Genomic DNA, 15,990 nt, shown 5'->3' on the forward strand with positions numbered 1-15,990 from the left:
TCCCCGCCGCAACCCGCAAGCTGCACGTCGTATAGCGGGTTCTGGAACACGCCGGTCGCGGGTTCGGCTACGGCCATCCAGCCCTGGAAGGGCGCCATGCCTTCATGCGCATCATGCACTTCCAGCCAGGCGGCGCTGTCCGCAGGCAGGGTGGGCGGGCGCTGCAGGCATGACGTGGCATGCAGCGTCAGGCTTTTATACGGCACGTCCTGCCCGGTGGGGATATCGAGCATCTGGATATGGGCGTCGAGCTTGTCCAGCACCCTTACCGTGGCAATCGTACGCCCCTGCCACGTATCGGGGGGATACATGGCGGGCGGCGCCAGCCATTCAGCCGCATGGGCATAAACGGGCAGGCTGGCAAGCAGGGCGGCGGGCAGGCACTGCAGCAGGCGCCTCATGCCTTCGGGCTCCGCAGGTTGCCCACAAGATCGAGCAGGATCCGGCGCATCGCCACCTCATCCACGCCCATCAGGATCGCGTCCTCGAACGCATCACGGAGAATACCCTGCAATTCAGTATAATTTTCCTGCAATATCAGCAATTTGTCGCGACATGACACTGGCGTGCCATCTGGTTGCGGCCAGACAGCCGGCATGCCAGCGCTGGCGTTTCCGTCCTGGGTCATGGGGTCTCTCCACCTACGGGGGCGGCAGCCGGCTGGGACGCCTGGGCCTTGTCCTGTCGCGCCTTGGTCAGCGTATCGGTGACGGAGAAGATGAACTTGCTCAGCAATTGTTCCAGGCTGATCGCGCCCTGCGTCTCACCAATCGTGCCGCCGGGGGCCAGCATCTTTTCATCGCCACCGGGGGACAGGGCGATATACTTGCCCCCCAGCAGGCTGTCGCTGGTAATGATCGCCGCCGTATCATCGGACAATTTGATATCGGGCCGCACGGTAAAGGTGACCTGGGCGGCAAAGGTCTTGGGATCGACATGCTCATCGACCACCTGCCCGACCGTGATCCCGGCCAGCCTGACATCAGACCCTACGGACAGGCCATCGATATGGGCGAAACCCGCGTTCAGGCGATAACCGGATTCATGCGGCCGTCCCTTGTCCAGCACGGCATAGGCCAGAAGCCCCGCCAGCACGGCCAGCACGGCAAACCCGGCAAGGAGTTCCGCGGGCTGGCGCACCGCCCGGCCTGAAACAGCAGCAACCATGTTGGCAAAGCTTCCCCAATATCCAGTGGCGCATACCCTAGCAGGTTACGCCACCGGTTTCATCCCTCGTGGTACCATGCCTCATAATCGCTGGTAGTTGAAGCCTGCTGCCCGCCGCGCAGGTCGCTGCCGGGGGGATGGTACGCGGCCACGGTCCCGGTCTGGTTGGGCTGCCACGGCTGCTGCCATGGCTGGCGCGCACTTTCGGGCAGGGGCGCGTCCTCCATATGGTGCAGCCAGCCCCACCATTCGGGCGGGACGGCGGATGCGTCCTCCCCCTTGTGATAGATGACCCAGCGTTCATGCCGCTTTTCCCCGCCGCCGGTACGGTTGGAGGTCCGGGCCTCATAATAGGGCCGGCCGTCGGCGTCCCTGCCGACCAGCCGCCCCCTGAAATGCGTATAGATACGGGTGCCTAGATTTGCCATGACCGAAGCCTAGTCCGCCCGCACGCGCGCGGTCCACGCGCATATGCGCGACCAATCGTCACATCTGCGGGATCAGGGCGGGGTGGCATGACGGCGCTACGGCTTACGCCTGCCCGCGCGCGCGTACCTGACCCCCTCCGGTGCGGGAATGTGCCGCCCCGCGACGGGACTCGACTGCCGTCGCAGGGCGCATGCGCGGCCCGATCCACCCCCGGTTCGGGCGCGTGCGTACTTATCCCCCATATCCACGGTATCCAGTGGAATGTATAGTTGCGACTCCGGTCCAGACGGGTTCCGCACGCCCGGTCCGTGCCGGTAAAACAGTAGGCATGACAGCACGAAGCCACTGGAACGGCGTGCGCATGCGCACCGTCGAGGCCGCAGCCGACCCCGACGACGCCCCACGTTCCGTTACCCTGCCCGCCGACTGGGATGACACGGCAGCCGAGGCCCTGGCCCAGCTGACGCCCGGCCATGGTCCAGCCAGCCTGCCGGTCGAGGCCGCGCGATGGATAGACGACCTGTGTACGGGCGAGGTGGCAGGCCCCACGGTCCGCCCCATCGCGCGCACGCTGTCGTGCCTGCTGCTGATGCGGCAGGCAGCACCTGCCGAAAGCCTGTGGCATGGCCATCATGACCGCAGGCCCGCCTTCGTGGTCAACCTCGCGGCCTTTGTCGAAGCTGATAACGGTTTCATGGCCACCGATTTTGTCGCGGCCCTGCGCCTGCTGGCCCGCGTGCTGCGCGCGGCGTCACGACAGAAGATGCACATGCGCAATGGCGAACTGCCGCTGCCCGACCCAAAGGGGCAGCAGGCCACGCCCCACCTGCGCGCCGTTCCCGCCCCTGCCGCGGCCGAACCCCGCGAACGCCCGCNNNGCGGGCGCCATCCTGCTGACCAACCTCGATGCCTGCCTTGCGGGGCTGGGGCTGGATTATGACAGCGAGGCCGGGCGCGACGCGGCATGCAGCATCGTGGCCCTGGCCACCCTTGTCGCCCATTCGGGCGAGGGGGCTGACGCCATGCCCCTGCCGCCCGTGCGCAGCATCCTGCCCGGTGTCAGCCAGATCGCGCGCGCGGTGTGGCAGGAAGCCGCGGTCGAGACCGACCACCCTGCCGCCCGCGTCGAAACCGGATTTTCCACGCCCGGCCCGATCGATGCGCTGCTGGGGGTGGAATCGTGCGGGCTCGCCCCGGTCTTTTCCCCGCTGCGCGCCGACGGGCGGCTGGCCACCAGCACGCTGGCACGCCTTGCGTGCCGGGGGCTGACGCTGGAAGCGGCCTTTGCCGCGACACTGGCGGGGGACACCGTGCTGCCGCTGCCCGGTGCTGCGTCCCATCAGGCCATGCACCGTGCGTTAAGCGGCTTCGTGGACCGTGTGCCCGCCCGCCCCGACGCCACGCGCGACACGCTGGCCACCCGCGTGGGACTGGAACGTGGCGCACGCCGCCCCCTGCCCGCGCGTCATGGCGGCTTTACCCAGAAGGCCAGCGTGGGCGGCCATCGCCTGTTCCTGCGCACGGGTGAATATGCCGACGGGTCACTGGGCGAAATCAGCCTGACCCCCACGCGCGAAAGCCCGATGGTGCGCGGGTTGATGGATACGCTGGGGCAGGCCGTCAGCATCGGCCTGCAATACGGCGCGCCGCTGGAAAGCTATGTCGAGGCCTTTGCCTACACCCATTTCGGCCCTGCCGGCACGGTGGAGGGCGACCCGGTTGCATCATACGCGACATCCATGCTGGACTATGCCTTCCGGGCGCTGTCCGACGCCTATCTGGGTCGCAGGCTGCCCGACGCCCCGCATGAGGACATGATGATGGACACTCCCGCCCCCATGCTGCCGCTGGACCTGCCTGAATCCGGCAATGACGATGGCGATGACACACCCCCCCGGCGGCGCAGGCTGCGGCTGGTCGGATGACACGACAGCCGTAATTTCCCACCCCTGAAGACAGAGGATGACCCGATGCCCGACACCACTCCCGAACAGCGCCTGAAGCAGCTTGGCATTGTCCTGCCCACCCCTGCCGCGCCGGTGGCGAATTACGTCGCGGCCGTCATCAGCGGTTCCTCGCTGGTGGTGTCAGGACAGCTGCCGCTGGTCGATGGCAAGCTGCTGACCACGGGCAAGCTGGGTGACAGCGTGGCCGTGGAACTGGCGGTCGAGGCCGCACGCTACAGCATGGTCAACGTGATCGCGCAGGTGAAGGCCGCGATTGGTGACCTGTCGCGCGTGAAACGCGTTGTCCGCCTGGGCGGATTCATCGCCTGCACGCCGGACTTCACGCAGCATGCCGCCGTCATGAATGGCGCATCCGACCTGGCGGTGGCGGTATTTGGTGACGCGGGCCGCCATGCGCGCTCCACCGTGGGCGTGCCGTCGCTGCCGCTCGATTCGGCGGTTGAAGTGGAAGGCCTGTTCGAAATAGGCTGAGGCAAAGCCCCACCACGGAAAAGGGAGCCTGTCATGACCCCAACGCCCCACGCGGTTTTTCCACTGGCGCGCCCGTCATGACCGGCACCACCATGATCCTGCACCGCAGGATTGCCGAAATCCCGGCACGGGAATGGGATGGCTGCGCGGGGGATGACAACCCGTTTGTCAGCCATGCCTTCCTGTCCGCGCTGGAAGACAGTGGTTCCACCGGCCCACGGACCGGCTGGATGCCACAGCATCTTGCCCTACGTGATGATACGGGTCGCCTGCTGGCGGTCGCCCCCCTGTATGCCAAGGGCCATTCCTACGGCGAATACGTGTTCGACCAGCAATGGGCGCAGGCCTTCATGCAGGCGGGCGGGCAGTATTACCCCAAGCTGCAGGTGGCCGTTCCCTTCTCCCCCGTGCCGGGGCCGCGCCTGCTGGTGCACCGGGACGCACCGGATGCCGATGTGCTGCGCCAGCTTGCAGGCCGCGCGCTGCGGCAGGCCTGCGGGGAACTGGACCTGTCATCGGTCCATGTCACGTTCTGCACGCAGCATGAATATGACCTGCTGGGGCAGACCGGCTGGCTGCAGCGCCTTGGGGTGCAGTACCACTGGGACAACTGCGATTATACCAGTTTCGATGATTTCCTGGATACCCTCGCCTCCCGCAAGCGCAAGGCCATCCGCCGCGAACGGCGCGACGCCAATGCCTGCGGCCTGACCTTCCATACCTATCGCGGCCACGAGATCACCGACGCCCTGTGGCATGATTTCTATCAGTTTTACCTGTCCACCGTGGACCGCAAATGGGGCAGCGCCTATCTGCAACCCGGTTTTTTCCCGCTGCTGTCACAACGGCTGGGAGACCGGGTGGTGCTTATGATCGCAAAACGCGACGGCGTGCCGGTGGCGGGGGCGCTCAACCTCATGGGGCGCGATACGCTGTATGGCCGCGACTGGGGACGGCTGGAGGGGGACTGGTCCTTCCTGCATTTCGAACTGTGCTATTACCGCGCCATCGACTTCGCCATCGCCCACGGGCTGAAACGGGTGGAGGCGGGCGCACAGGGCGAACACAAGCTGCAGCGCGGCTATCGCCCCTGCCTGACCCATTCCGTCCACTGGATCAGCCATCCCGGCCTGCGTGAAGCCGTGGCGGAATTCCTGCATCATGAACGTGCCGCCATCATGGCCGAACTGCCCGCGCTGGACGCCATGACCCCCTACCGCGCCGGGTCGTGATCGGCATGATGACACATGTCATGCCGTACGAACGTCCGGACATGGTAGCGTAGCATGATGACTGGCGGCCCGCAGGCCGCAGCCTGACAGCCAAGGAGCGGACCCCATGTACGCAATGCGACTGCTTGCCCCCCACACCCCCCTGCAGTGGACCGAACTGCCCGACCCCACACCGGGACCGGGGCAGATCCGTGTAAAGGTGGGCGCATGTGGCGTGTGCCGCACCGACCTGCATGTTGTGGATGCCGACCTGCCCTTTCCCGGCCATGCGCTGACACCGGGACACGAAATCGTAGGCCGGATCGATGCGATCGGCCCGAATGTGGAAGGGCTGCACATGGGCCAGCGCGTGGGCATCCCGTGGCTGGGCCATACCTGTGGCTGCTGCCATTACTGCGAAACCGACCACGAAAACCTGTGTGACCACCCGCTGTTCACCGGCTACACGCGCGATGGCGGCTATGCCACCATGGCGGTGGCGGACGCGCACTTCACCTTTCCCCTGCCTGATGGCGATGACGACGTGGCGACCGCCCAGCTGCTGTGCGCGGGGCTGATCGGCTGGCGGTCGCTGGTCATGGCGGGCAAGGAGGCGCGCAGCATCGGGCTGTACGGCTTCGGCGCGGCGGCCCATATCATAGCCCAGGTCGCGGTATGGCAGGGGCGCTCGGTCTACGCCTTCACCCGTCCCGGTGACACGAAAACGCAGGAATTCGCCCGCTCGCTGGGCTGTATCTGGGCCGGTGGGTCGGATGAACTGCCGCCCGAACAGCTGGACGCCACCATCATCTTCGCCCCCGTGGGCGCGCTGGTGCCCGCCGCGCTGAAGGCCGTGCACAAGGCCGGGCGCGTAGTCTGCGCGGGCATCCACATGAGTGAGATCCCGGCCTTTTCCTATGACCTACTGTGGGAGGAGCGTCAGATCGTCTCGGTCGCGAACCTGACGCGGCAGGACGGCATCGACTTCCTTGAACTGGTGCCCCGCGTGGGCATACGCACCACCACAACCCCGTACCCGCTGAAAGAAGCGAACAGGGCGCTGGATGACCTGCGTCATGGCCGATTTGAAGGCGCCGCAGTCCTGGTGCCCTGACCATACGTTGCCAAAGATGGGGATGACTGCCACAGGGTGCGTATGCTACTGATGCCCTGGCCGCCTGCATGTTCCGCACCGCCCTACGGCAATCGCCCGAAAGGTACAGCGCCCATGCAGGTGGCAAATGCCCCCGGTCCCCACCGGACGGGTATTCACGACCGCTGCAAAAATGCCCCGGCCATTATTATTTCTGGCTTTTGGGGCAATCATTCTTTATGCACCGGCCTTCTCCCTGACGCATGAACACGGGCCGGCGGCCAGTTTCCTTCCTGCGTCGCCCGTGTTCTTCATGTTTTTGTCCGGATTGCCCGATACATGCCGTTTCCCGAAACCCACCCCGCCCTGCAACGCGCGCTGGACGAGCGTGGGTACGACAACCCCACCCCCGTCCAGACAGCCGTGCTGGATGTCGCCGCCGAAGGGCGCGACCTGCTTGTTTCCGCCCAGACCGGATCGGGCAAGACCGTCGCCTTCGGTCTGGCCATGGCCGATACCCTGCTGGGTGGGGCCGAACGCTTTGGCCCGGCGGGACCGCCGCTGGCCGTCATCATTGCGCCGACACGCGAACTGGCCATGCAGGTCACGCGTGAACTGACGTGGCTGTATGCGCCCGCGGGCGGCCGTATCGTATCGTGCATTGGCGGCATGGACGCGCGGCGTGAAGCCCGTGCCCTGCAGATGGGCGCGCATATCGTGGTCGGCACGCCCGGCCGGCTGTGCGATCATCTGTCGCGTGGGCGTCTGGACATGTCCCAGCTGCGCGTGGTCGTGCTGGATGAAGCGGACGAGATGCTTGATCTCGGCTTCCGTGACGAGCTTGAGCAGCTGCTTGACGCCATGCCCAAGACACGGCGTACGCTGCTGTTCTCGGCCACCATCGCCAAGGAAATTGCATCGCTGGCGCGTCGTTACCAGAACGACGCCGTGCGCATCGATACCCTGTCGGGCGCCAAGCAGCATGCCGATATCGAATACCGCGCCGTCGTGGCCGATGCGCGCGAACTGATCCCCGCCGTGGTCAACGTGCTGCGCTATACCGACAGCCAGACCACCATGGTGTTCTGCGCCACGCGCGAAATGGTGCGCCACATGCAGGCGGCACTGGTCGAACGCGGCTTCTCCTCCGTCGCCCTGTCGGGTGAACTGGGCCAGAACGAGCGCACGCGCGCCATCGACAGCCTGCGCAAGGGCCAGGCCAATGTGTGTGTCGCCACCGATGTGGCTGCCCGTGGCATTGATATTCCCGCGCTGGCGCTGGTGATCCATGCGACCCTGCCGACCGATCCGGCCACCCTACTGCACCGTTCGGGCCGCACGGGACGTGCGGGGCGCAAGGGTGTGTGCGTGCTGATGGTGCCCATGTCGCAGCGCCGCCGTGCCGAACGCCTGATGCAGGGCGCAAAGATCACGGCCACATGGTCCGGCGTGCCGACGGCAGCCGATATCCGCGCCAATGATGCCAAGCGCCTGCTGGCCGATCCCGTCCTGAACGAGGACGTGGCCGAAGCGGACAAGGAACTGGTTGGCCAGCTGGTTGAAGGCCGCACCAGCGAACAGCTGGCAGCCGCCCTGCTGCAGATGTACCGCGCCCGCCTGCCCGCGCCCGAAAACGTGCGCCACATCACGCCAGACGCCCCCCGTCCCGTGCGTGAGCGCAGCGAGCGTGACGGACCCCGCCCCACCCGCGACAGTTATGCCAGCGCCGAACCGGGCGCATGGTTCGCCATGAATGTGGGCCGGCAGGAAAAAGCTGATCCCAAGTGGCTGATCCCGCTGATCTGCCGCCTTGGCGGCGTGCGCAAGGCGGATATCGGTGCGATCCGCATCAACGATAACCAGACCCTGTTCGAGATCACCCCGGATTCGACCGAGAAATTCCGTTCGTGCATTGCCGCGATCGAGAATGACGAAGTGCAGATCACACCTGCCAGCGCACCGGCTGGCGGCGGCGCACGTCGTGGTGGGCCACCGCCGCGTGGCGGGCGTCCATTCGGGCGCAAGCCCGGTGGTGGTCGCCCCGGTGGCGGGTTTGGCGGGCCGCCACGCGGTGGCGCGTCTTCACGCAAGCGTCCGCGTTCGTAAACGCGGCACGTCCCTGCTCAAGCACGCTATGTTTCCTTCATGCCCGGTTCAGCCGGGCATGTCTGTTTTCATGACCCCGACAGGAAGGGCCTGCCGTGTCCAACCCCCGTCATTCCAGCCTGTGCCTGTTCGGCCTTCTGGCGCTGCTGACCACAGTGCCTGCCCATGCGGATTCCGATACCGCGCTGGGTCGCGAACTGGCTGCCGCCACGGGGCATTACGCACCGGATACCCATCTTTTTGAAAAAGGGCCGCTGGCCACCATCGTGAAACGGAAACTGGGGGCACGGTACGGCAGCTTCATCCAGAACATGGAAGTTGCCGGCCCGCTGGAGGCCGAAGGTGACACCCTGTTCATCACAGGAAACCGGCGGCATGAAGGTGGCAGCAGCATTGCCTGGCTGCTGGCTGACCGGACAGGACGCAACATGACGGTTGGCATCCTGAACCCCGGCACATTGTCACTTTACACAACCGGGCCGGTTGCACCGACCAAACCCGCCGATGTGCGGACCCTGATTGAAAACCTTGATACCGCCCCGCCGCTGTGTAACGGGCCACAGGACCTGTCGCCGGGCGGCCGGCTGGACTGGCAGGGCAGGCTGGAACCGGGAGGAACATGCGTCTATCGCATCAGCCTGCATCAGGGGGAACAGGTGACCGCGCAACTGGACACGCCCGACAAAGGGCTGGCACTGCGGATCATCGATCCCCATCTGGGCCATGCCGGAACCGTGCAGTCATGGACCGTGCCGCACGATGATCTCTATCTTGTCGAGGTTGCCCCACGGCCCGATGCCGCGGCGCGGAAAAGACGCGCCTTCCACTTGCGCATCGACGCATCCCCCTGACGGAAAAGGTCCGTCCCCTTATGGGAACGGACCCGGAAAAAATCTGGCCGACCGGCATAGTCCATGCCGGTCAGACCCATCTTTTCAATGAGTTATTGATTATTTCCGCCGTCTAGGAAATTATTGACATTGGAACTGGTCTGGCTTTTCAGATCATCCCAACGCTGGCGTTCCGCGCTGCCAGCGTTGCGCAGGCTGTCCAGGCGGTTTCTCGGGGCATTGCGAATCGCATCCAGACGGTCGCGGCCATTCTGGATCTTGTCGTCCACACGGCTGCGGGCATCTTCCAGTTTCTGCTTTTCGGCATCACGGGCGTTATCCCAACGGCCAACCGTGTTGTCGTGCAGGCTGTTCATCTTGTTGTCGTAATCCTGCCTGAGGTTCTGCTGACGGTCCCGCAGGCGGCTATCCGCGCAGTTGCCCGCCTGCGCCGCACGGCCCAGCAGGTCCCACCTGGGGGTGTCCTGGCCATTGTCGCAATCAGACGCCATGGCACCCACAGATCCCCCGACAGTTGCACCGGCCAGGGACAGGGCAAGAAGATATTTATGGAATTTCATCACCAGAACCTTGGATCAATTGTTTTCTACATGAACTTTACAAAAGTCATAGACCATATCTCGGTCAGAAATATGACAGTGCACCAGCTTCATACCTGAATATAGTAATCAATCCGCCAATGCCTAGCGCATGGAACACATGCCACCCTTCGTGATGGCGCAGGCAAGGCCGCCACGCGTGGTGGACATGTCGTAATAATGCCACTATGTGACATGGACAAGCGCACGCGCCCATGCCTGAACCCCGGCAATGGTCCGTCGTAAATAAGGTGGCGGTGCGCATACCTGTTCCTTGGCGGTCCCTGTTCCATGTGGAATGAACCTTATCTTGAAACATGCTGCCGTTCGGCCCTGCATCGCCTGAAACTGAGCGGCCATGGCGGCCGCCCGGCCGACGCGCCCGATGCGCCCTGCCTGAACCGGCTCAGCCATATGGGTCTGGCATGCAGCGAGGGGAATGACCGCTTCATCCTGACCGGGGCGGGCCATGCGCGTCACCGGACCGAAATACTGAAATTGCCCGTATGATCAGCCATGACGACATCTGGCGCGCCATCGACCGCCTGGCCGCCGAACGGGGGCTGACCCCATCCGGCCTTGCACGCGCGGCGGGACTGGACAGCACGACCTTCAATCCCTCCAAACGGATCACGCCATCGGGCCGTCCCCGCTGGCCCGGCACGGAAAGTCTGGCGCGCACGCTGTCGGCCACCGGCATTTCGTTTGAAGGGTTCAGTCGCCTGCTGTCAGGCCACCATGACCCCGAAGCGTCGAGCAAAGCCCATCATTCCCACCTCAAGATCGCGCCCTTCTCGCAACTGGCCCACCCCGAGCTGTTTGACGAAACCGGACTGCCCGATGGGGAACGGTGGGAAAAATGGGAATTCCATGGCATGGCCGACCACCATTCCTATGCCGTGCACGTGGATTGCGACACCATGGAACCGATCTTCCGCAAGGGCGGCACGCTGGTCATCTCCCCTACCGCCGCGATCCGGGTCAATGACCGTGTCCTGCTCCATACCCCACAGGGCACGTCATGCTGCGGGCTGGTGACCGAACGCTGGCACGACGCGCCCGTGACCGCACCCCTGCATGAACTGGTGCGCATAAAGGGGCTGGCCGCGATCGAGGGGGAGGAAATCATCCTCGATGGCGTGACCCGCATCCACCGCATCACGATGGCCTGCATGTAACATTGCGTGCAGGGGGTAATATTTTCCGTGTTATCGTGACAGGTAGCGGCTGACTTTCTTCCCGATTTACACTATGTCTCGGCCATGACCGACACGCCCCTCTCCCTGATCCGCAATTTCTCGATCATCGCGCATATCGACCATGGGAAATCCACCCTGGCGGACCGCCTGATCCAGGCCTGCGGCGCGCTGACACAGCGGGAAATGACCAACCAGGTTCTGGATAACATGGATCTGGAACGTGAACGTGGCATCACCATCAAGGCGCAGACCGTGCGCCTGTCCTACCCTGCCGAAGATGGCAAGACCTATGTCCTGAACCTTATGGACACGCCGGGCCATGTGGACTTCGCGTATGAGGTCAGCCGGTCGCTTGCCGCGTGCGAGGGGTCGCTGCTGGTGGTCGATGCGTCACAGGGCGTGGAAGCGCAGACGCTGGCCAATGTGTACCAGGCCATCGACGCCAACCATGAAATCGTGCCGGTCCTGAACAAGGTTGACCTGCCTGCCGCCGACTGCCCGCGCGTGAAGGAACAGATCGAGGAAGTGGTAGGCATTCCCGCCGATGACGCGGTCGAGGTATCGGCCAAGACCGGCCTGAATATCGAGGCCGTGCTGGAAGCGCTGGTCAAGCGCCTGCCGCCGCCCACCGGCGACGCCGAAGCCCCGCTCAAGGCGCTGCTGGTTGATAGCTGGTACGACCCGTACCTGGGCGTCATCACGCTGGTGCGCGTGAAGGAAGGCCGCCTGAAGCGCGGCATGCGCATCCGCATGATGTCGACCGGCGTGGTCCATCAGGTGGATCAGGTGGGCGTGTTCGCCCCGCGCATGACCAACGTGGACGAACTGGGCCCGGGTGAGATCGGCTACATCAATGCCGCCATCAAGACCGTGGCCGACACCAACGTGGGCGACACCATTACCGATGACCGCCGCCCGGCCAGCGAACCCCTGGCAGGCTTCAAGCCCTCCATCCCCGTGGTGTGGTGCGGCCTGTATCCGGTCGTGGCCGATGATTTTGAAAAGCTGCGCGACAGCCTGTCCAAGCTACGGCTGAACGATGCCTCCTTCCATTACGAGGCCGAGACTTCCGCGGCCCTTGGCTTCGGCTTCCGTTGCGGATTCCTGGGACTGCTGCACCTTGAAATCATTCAGGAACGCCTGAGCCGCGAGTTCAATCTAGACCTGATCGCGACGGCCCCTTCGGTCGTCTATAAAATGCAGCTGACCAATGGCGAGACGGCGGAACTGCATAACCCCGCCGACATGCCGGACCTGTCGCTGATCGAGAAGATCGAGGAGCCGTGGATCAAGGCGACCATCATGGTGCCTGACGAATATCTTGGCGCGGTGCTGACCCTGTGCAGTGAACGGCGCGGCGTGCAGGAAGACCTGACCTATGTCGGCAACCGCGCCATGGCGGTGTATCGCCTGCCGCTGAACGAGGTCGTGTTCGACTTCTACGACCGCCTGAAATCGGTCACGCGTGGCTATGCCAGCTTTGATTACCAGATGGACGGGTATGAGGAGAGCGACCTCGTACGCATTTCGATCCTGGTCAACCAGGAGCCGGTGGATGCCCTGTCATTCATCGCCCACCGCTCGGCTGCCGAAACGCGCGGGCGTTCCATCTGCGCCAAGCTGAAGGAACTGATCCCCCGCCAGTTGTTCAAGATTGCGGTGCAGGCCGCGATCGGCAGCCGGATCATTGCGCGTGAGACCATTGGCGCCATGTCCAAGGACGTGACGGCGAAATGTTACGGCGGCGACATCTCGCGCAAGCGCAAGCTGCTGGAGAAGCAGAAGGAAGGCAAAAAGCGCATGCGCCAGTTTGGCAAGGTCGAAATCCCGCAGAGCGCCTTCCTTGCCGCGCTGAAGATGGACCAGTAATTCCACTGTCCGGCCTGTCACATCATAATTGTGGCAGGCCGGGCAAACATGGCGTTTTCCTCTTGCGCCGATGAAAATTGGTGATATGTTCCGCCGCATCGGACCCTGCCATTGCAAGAGGATGGCATAAAGTCCGGTACCGGCTGGAGAGATGGCCGAGCGGCTTAAGGCGCACGCTTGGAAAGCGTGTGTACGTTAATAGCGTACCGTGGGTTCGAATCCCACTCTCTCCGCCATGCCCTATTTTCCCTTATAAAATCAGTCACTTAGTAACACCTGACGTTACAGTTCTGTATGGTGTAGTTACATGTGCAGCGTTACATATCGTAGGGTATGAACGACATGCACAACATCTTCCGTCGCACTGGTGCCCAGACATGGAGCGTGCGCTTTCATGTGCCGCGTGAGCGCCGTGAGGATGTTGGAAAGGCTTTCGGTGCCAAGAGCGGGCACAAGGCGGAGGTGGTCAGGACGCTGAACACGACCGACCGCAACGAAGCGATGGGCCGCCGTGCCTTAGCGATTGAAAAAATCCGCGTTGAGATAGACGCTCGGTTGCAAGCCATCGGCCTGCCTCCCCTGCATGGCGACTGGAAACCCGAATGGGCCTTTGCATGGGCTGAGGAAGACAACGCAACCGCTGAGGCGCTGGAAGCACGGCAGGAGATTGCCCGCGCATCCACCCGTGAGGATCAAACTGAGGAAGTCTACCGCGAAAATCCGAATGGATCGCTTCGCCTGACCACCATGCGCACCAGTGAGCGAGACCGGATGATTAGCGACATGCTGAACATCCTGAGCGACCGGGCCGAGACATTGCGTGAAGCTGGGCAGAATGCAGGGCCGTATATCGACAAGTTCAAGGCCGTCGCACTGGGTGAGATTACGCCCATGGGCGACCTTCTTGACCGCTGGTTTCGTGACATTGACGGCACAGTGAAGCGACAGACGCTAATGGGCCATCATCTGTCCTTCCGCCTGCTGGGCGAATTCCTGCTGGAACGGGAGGGCCAGCCAGCCCAGGACGGTGAGGCTTATATAAGGACGGTGGCGATTGAAGCCCTGACAAAGCGGACTATTGCTGAGTTTCCCGAATGGCTGGCACAGGTCCGTAAGCTCAAGGCAAAGACCATACAGAGTCGTATCAGCCCCTTGAGCGTGTTCTGGGGATGGGCTGAACGCAAAGGCTATGCATCGGGCACAAATCCGTGGCAGGGAGCGACCACGGGCCTAAAGCGTCGGGCCGAGCAGGAAGACCAAGAGGACGACAAGGAAACAGCGTTTGCGGAGGTGGACATGCTTCGCCTTTTGCGGGCTGATCCGAACACCATACGCCGCTGGAAATATGGGCCACCCATCCATGACCTGTTGCGCCTGGCCCTGTTTACCGGGGCACGCCAGAACGAATTATGTAGCCTGACACGGGACAGAGTGATCCCACCAGAAACCGAGGGTGGCCTATGGGCGATACGTGTCACCTCCGAAGTAGCCAAAACGCTCAATTCCCTACGGCTTATCCCCCTGCATCCGCTGGTGCAGCCTATTATTGCCCGCCGATTGGCTCAGATTAAGCCGAATGGAAAGGCTAACGCTCCGCTGTTCCCTGAATTGCCGCCCGGTGGCCCCGACCGCAAGCGATCGTGGACGTTCTCGAAACGCTTTACCACGTTCCGGCGGGCTGTGCTGGGTGAGGATGATCCGCATACATTCCATAACCTCCGAGGCACGTTCATGACCTATTTTGCGGAGGCTGCGGCCAAAGGCGCGAATGCCTGCACGCCGCTGATACGGGATCGTCTTGTGGGCCATGTCCCGCAGGCACTGGGCGACAATACCTACGTTGGAGCGCTGGGCCGTGGCTCATACGAGCGGGCCATTTTAGGCATGGTGGAAATGGGAATGCCAGAAGCTGTGCGCCTCGCGCTCTAGGCGTGGGCTGGGTGATATGAGCAAAACAAAGGGCAACACCCACGGGACAGCACAAAGCTGCATCCATGAATGTTGCCCTTATATCCTGCACCGCTAGGGCACAGGGTCGAGTCGTCTTACTGTTCGATACTCCTGTTACGCCGTTCTGAGTCTGCCATTGCTGCGCAGTCTGCGGTGCCTGCTGTGGCGCTCCCTGAGCGGGTCCTACACGGGCCGCTGCGGTCGTCAGGGCAATTTAGGATCAGCCTTTCGTCTTGGGGGGCTGCTCCGCGCTCAGCCTGTAAACGCGCCGACCATTTTTCCACCGTGGAGAGACACCCACCCACCTCAGCGGACGCCTGAGCCACCGTTGCATCGGCGGATAATGCGTTATGGATTATCGCGGCTCGCATGAGGCAGCTTTGCTCATCCATCGGCGGACGACTTGCGCGTGTGGGTTTGCGAATGCCGCGCCGTCTCATGTTTTCTTGTGCTGTGACCGGCTCAAGGTGGGAAGGATTAACGCAAAATGTATTGTCGCATGTGTGGTCGAGGTGAAGCCCATCCGGTATCGGCCCATTCTCATGCTCGTAGCGCCACCTGTGCACCCTGTGCGTTTTTGTCAATCGGCACTCAAAAATAACCCCTGATCGGCATGCAATATTAACCCCCTGTTGAAGGGCCGGCCTGTCTCCTGAAGCCGTAGGCGTAAGGAGACAGGCCGGGGCAGGTATGGATCTGGAGAGAGGTTCAGTTACGGTTCCTGAACCGCCAGCTTTCGTTCCCTGTCTCGATGATGTCGCAGTGATGGGTCAGACGGTCGAGCAGTGCCGTGGTCATCTTGGCGTCGGCGAATACACTGGCCCATTCACCGAAGGACAGGTTCGTGGTGACAATGACCGAGGTCTGTTCATAAAGGCGGCTGATCATATGGAACAGCAACTGTCCGCCAGACTGGGCAAAGGGCAGGTATCCCAGTTCGTCGAGGATGACAAAGTCCAGTCGGCCGAGTTGTTCGGCCAGCCGACCCGCCCTTGCCGCCCGACTGTCAGCCTCAAGCCGGTTGACCAGGTCCACCACGTTGAAGAACCGGCCACGCCGACCTGTGCGGATGCAGCTCCGGCCAATGGCCGTGGCCAGG

Annotated in this window: 16 protein-coding genes, 1 tRNA gene and 1 pseudogene; 11 read left to right on the forward strand and 7 right to left on the reverse strand. The window is 63.3% G+C overall.

The features are described from left to right. From GEU01_RS27440 to GEU01_RS13310, 4 genes are all read right to left on the reverse strand, one after another. A partial coding sequence (locus tag GEU01_RS27440; RefSeq protein ID WP_042710864.1) for a DUF2155 domain-containing protein occupies positions 1-401 on the reverse strand: 401 nt, incomplete at its 3' end. Beyond that, positions 398-628: a hypothetical protein gene (locus tag GEU01_RS13300; RefSeq protein ID WP_019086489.1), complete on the reverse strand. Its 231-nt coding sequence runs from the start codon at positions 626-628 to the stop codon at positions 398-400. The genes GEU01_RS13300 and GEU01_RS27440, both read right to left, overlap by 4 nt. Next, a complete protein-coding gene (gene mlaD, locus GEU01_RS13305) occupies positions 625-1,167 on the reverse strand; it encodes an outer membrane lipid asymmetry maintenance protein MlaD (RefSeq protein ID WP_026018735.1) in 543 nt (180 codons plus the stop codon). The genes GEU01_RS13300 and mlaD overlap by 4 nt, the downstream gene beginning before the upstream one ends. Before the next feature lie 59 nt (positions 1,168-1,226). Further along, complete coding sequence (locus GEU01_RS13310; RefSeq protein WP_019086491.1) at positions 1,227-1,595, reverse strand: NADH-ubiquinone oxidoreductase subunit NDUFA12 family protein; 369 nt, start codon at positions 1,593-1,595, stop codon at positions 1,227-1,229. Positions 1,596-1,924: 329 nt separating this feature from the next. Between GEU01_RS13310 and GEU01_RS27560 the strand changes: the two are divergent. From GEU01_RS27560 to GEU01_RS13340, 6 genes and pseudogenes are all read left to right on the forward strand, one after another. Then, positions 1,925-3,521, forward strand: a pseudogene (locus tag GEU01_RS27560) (TSCPD domain-containing protein). 45 nt (positions 3,522-3,566) lie between these two features. Beyond that, positions 3,567-4,034: a RidA family protein gene (locus GEU01_RS13320; RefSeq protein WP_019086492.1), complete on the forward strand. Its 468-nt coding sequence runs from the start codon at positions 3,567-3,569 to the stop codon at positions 4,032-4,034. 77 nt (positions 4,035-4,111) lie between these two features. Beyond that, on the forward strand, positions 4,112-5,266 hold the full coding sequence (locus GEU01_RS13325) for a GNAT family N-acetyltransferase (protein ID WP_026018736.1): 1,155 nt from the start codon (positions 4,112-4,114) through the stop codon (positions 5,264-5,266). Positions 5,267-5,372: 106 nt separating this feature from the next. Beyond that, on the forward strand, positions 5,373-6,359 hold the full coding sequence (locus GEU01_RS13330; RefSeq protein WP_026018737.1) for a zinc-dependent alcohol dehydrogenase family protein: 987 nt from the start codon (positions 5,373-5,375) through the stop codon (positions 6,357-6,359). Positions 6,360-6,677: 318 nt separating this feature from the next. Next, positions 6,678-8,444, forward strand: coding sequence for a DEAD/DEAH box helicase (locus tag GEU01_RS13335; RefSeq protein ID WP_010508856.1), 1,767 nt, complete (start codon positions 6,678-6,680; stop codon positions 8,442-8,444). 95 nt (positions 8,445-8,539) lie between these two features. Next, positions 8,540-9,295, forward strand: a complete 756-nt coding sequence (locus GEU01_RS13340) for a hypothetical protein (RefSeq protein WP_019086495.1) — start codon at positions 8,540-8,542, stop codon at positions 9,293-9,295. Positions 9,296-9,387: 92 nt separating this feature from the next. Here the strand turns inward: GEU01_RS13340 and GEU01_RS13345 are convergent, their stop codons facing one another. Further along, positions 9,388-9,855, reverse strand: a complete 468-nt coding sequence (locus GEU01_RS13345) for a hypothetical protein (RefSeq protein WP_010508860.1) — start codon at positions 9,853-9,855, stop codon at positions 9,388-9,390. 309 nt (positions 9,856-10,164) lie between these two features. Between GEU01_RS13345 and GEU01_RS13350 the strand changes: the two genes are divergently transcribed. From GEU01_RS13350 to GEU01_RS13370, 5 genes are all read left to right on the forward strand, one after another. Further along, positions 10,165-10,383 carry a hypothetical protein gene (locus GEU01_RS13350; RefSeq protein ID WP_019086496.1) on the forward strand — a complete coding sequence of 73 codons (219 nt, stop codon included), beginning with the start codon at positions 10,165-10,167 and terminating at the stop codon, positions 10,381-10,383. Beyond that, on the forward strand, positions 10,380-11,051 hold the full coding sequence (locus GEU01_RS13355) for a helix-turn-helix transcriptional regulator (protein WP_010508865.1): 672 nt from the start codon (positions 10,380-10,382) through the stop codon (positions 11,049-11,051). Before GEU01_RS13350 ends, GEU01_RS13355 begins: the two co-directional genes overlap by 4 nt. Before the next feature lie 84 nt (positions 11,052-11,135). Beyond that, on the forward strand, positions 11,136-12,941 hold the full coding sequence (lepA, locus tag GEU01_RS13360; protein WP_010508867.1) for a translation elongation factor 4: 1,806 nt from the start codon (positions 11,136-11,138) through the stop codon (positions 12,939-12,941). A 145-nt stretch (positions 12,942-13,086) separates the two neighbouring features. Further along, positions 13,087-13,177, forward strand: a tRNA-Ser gene (locus tag GEU01_RS13365). A 106-nt stretch (positions 13,178-13,283) separates the two neighbouring features. Beyond that, positions 13,284-14,870 (forward strand): site-specific integrase, encoded by a 1,587-nt coding sequence (locus GEU01_RS13370; protein ID WP_152927752.1) that lies wholly within the window; start codon positions 13,284-13,286, stop codon positions 14,868-14,870. Positions 14,871-14,986: 116 nt separating this feature from the next. Here the strand turns inward: GEU01_RS13370 and GEU01_RS24395 are convergent, their stop codons facing one another. Both GEU01_RS24395 and GEU01_RS13380 read right to left on the reverse strand, forming a co-directional pair. Next, positions 14,987-15,457 (reverse strand): HNH endonuclease signature motif containing protein, encoded by a 471-nt coding sequence (locus tag GEU01_RS24395; RefSeq protein ID WP_232272534.1) that lies wholly within the window; start codon positions 15,455-15,457, stop codon positions 14,987-14,989. A gap of 142 nt (positions 15,458-15,599) precedes the next feature. Further along, a partial coding sequence (locus GEU01_RS13380) for an ATP-binding protein (protein ID WP_019086499.1) occupies positions 15,600-15,990 on the reverse strand: 391 nt, incomplete at its 5' end.

This window comes from Komagataeibacter europaeus LMG 18890 (assembly GCF_000285295.1).
GTDB classification, from domain to species: Bacteria; Pseudomonadota; Alphaproteobacteria; order Acetobacterales; family Acetobacteraceae; genus Komagataeibacter; species Komagataeibacter europaeus.

Coding starts and splice junctions, on each gene's coding strand:
- lepA (WP_010508867.1), top strand. CDS start 11,136: ATGACCGACACGCCCCTCTCCCTGATCCGCAATTTCTCGATCATCGCG.
- GEU01_RS13300 (WP_019086489.1), bottom strand. CDS start 628: ATGACCCAGGACGGAAACGCCAGCGCTGGCATGCCGGCTGTCTGGCCG.
- GEU01_RS13310 (WP_019086491.1), bottom strand. CDS start 1,595: ATGGCAAATCTAGGCACCCGTATCTATACGCATTTCAGGGGGCGGCTG.
- GEU01_RS13350 (WP_019086496.1), top strand. CDS start 10,165: ATGTGGAATGAACCTTATCTTGAAACATGCTGCCGTTCGGCCCTGCAT.
- GEU01_RS13370 (WP_152927752.1), top strand. CDS start 13,284: ATGCACAACATCTTCCGTCGCACTGGTGCCCAGACATGGAGCGTGCGC.
- GEU01_RS13345 (WP_010508860.1), bottom strand. CDS start 9,855: ATGAAATTCCATAAATATCTTCTTGCCCTGTCCCTGGCCGGTGCAACT.
- GEU01_RS13320 (WP_019086492.1), top strand. CDS start 3,567: ATGCCCGACACCACTCCCGAACAGCGCCTGAAGCAGCTTGGCATTGTC.
- GEU01_RS13325 (WP_026018736.1), top strand. CDS start 4,112: ATGACCGGCACCACCATGATCCTGCACCGCAGGATTGCCGAAATCCCG.
- GEU01_RS13330 (WP_026018737.1), top strand. CDS start 5,373: ATGTACGCAATGCGACTGCTTGCCCCCCACACCCCCCTGCAGTGGACC.
- GEU01_RS13355 (WP_010508865.1), top strand. CDS start 10,380: ATGATCAGCCATGACGACATCTGGCGCGCCATCGACCGCCTGGCCGCC.
- GEU01_RS13335 (WP_010508856.1), top strand. CDS start 6,678: ATGCCGTTTCCCGAAACCCACCCCGCCCTGCAACGCGCGCTGGACGAG.
- mlaD (WP_026018735.1), bottom strand. CDS start 1,167: ATGGTTGCTGCTGTTTCAGGCCGGGCGGTGCGCCAGCCCGCGGAACTC.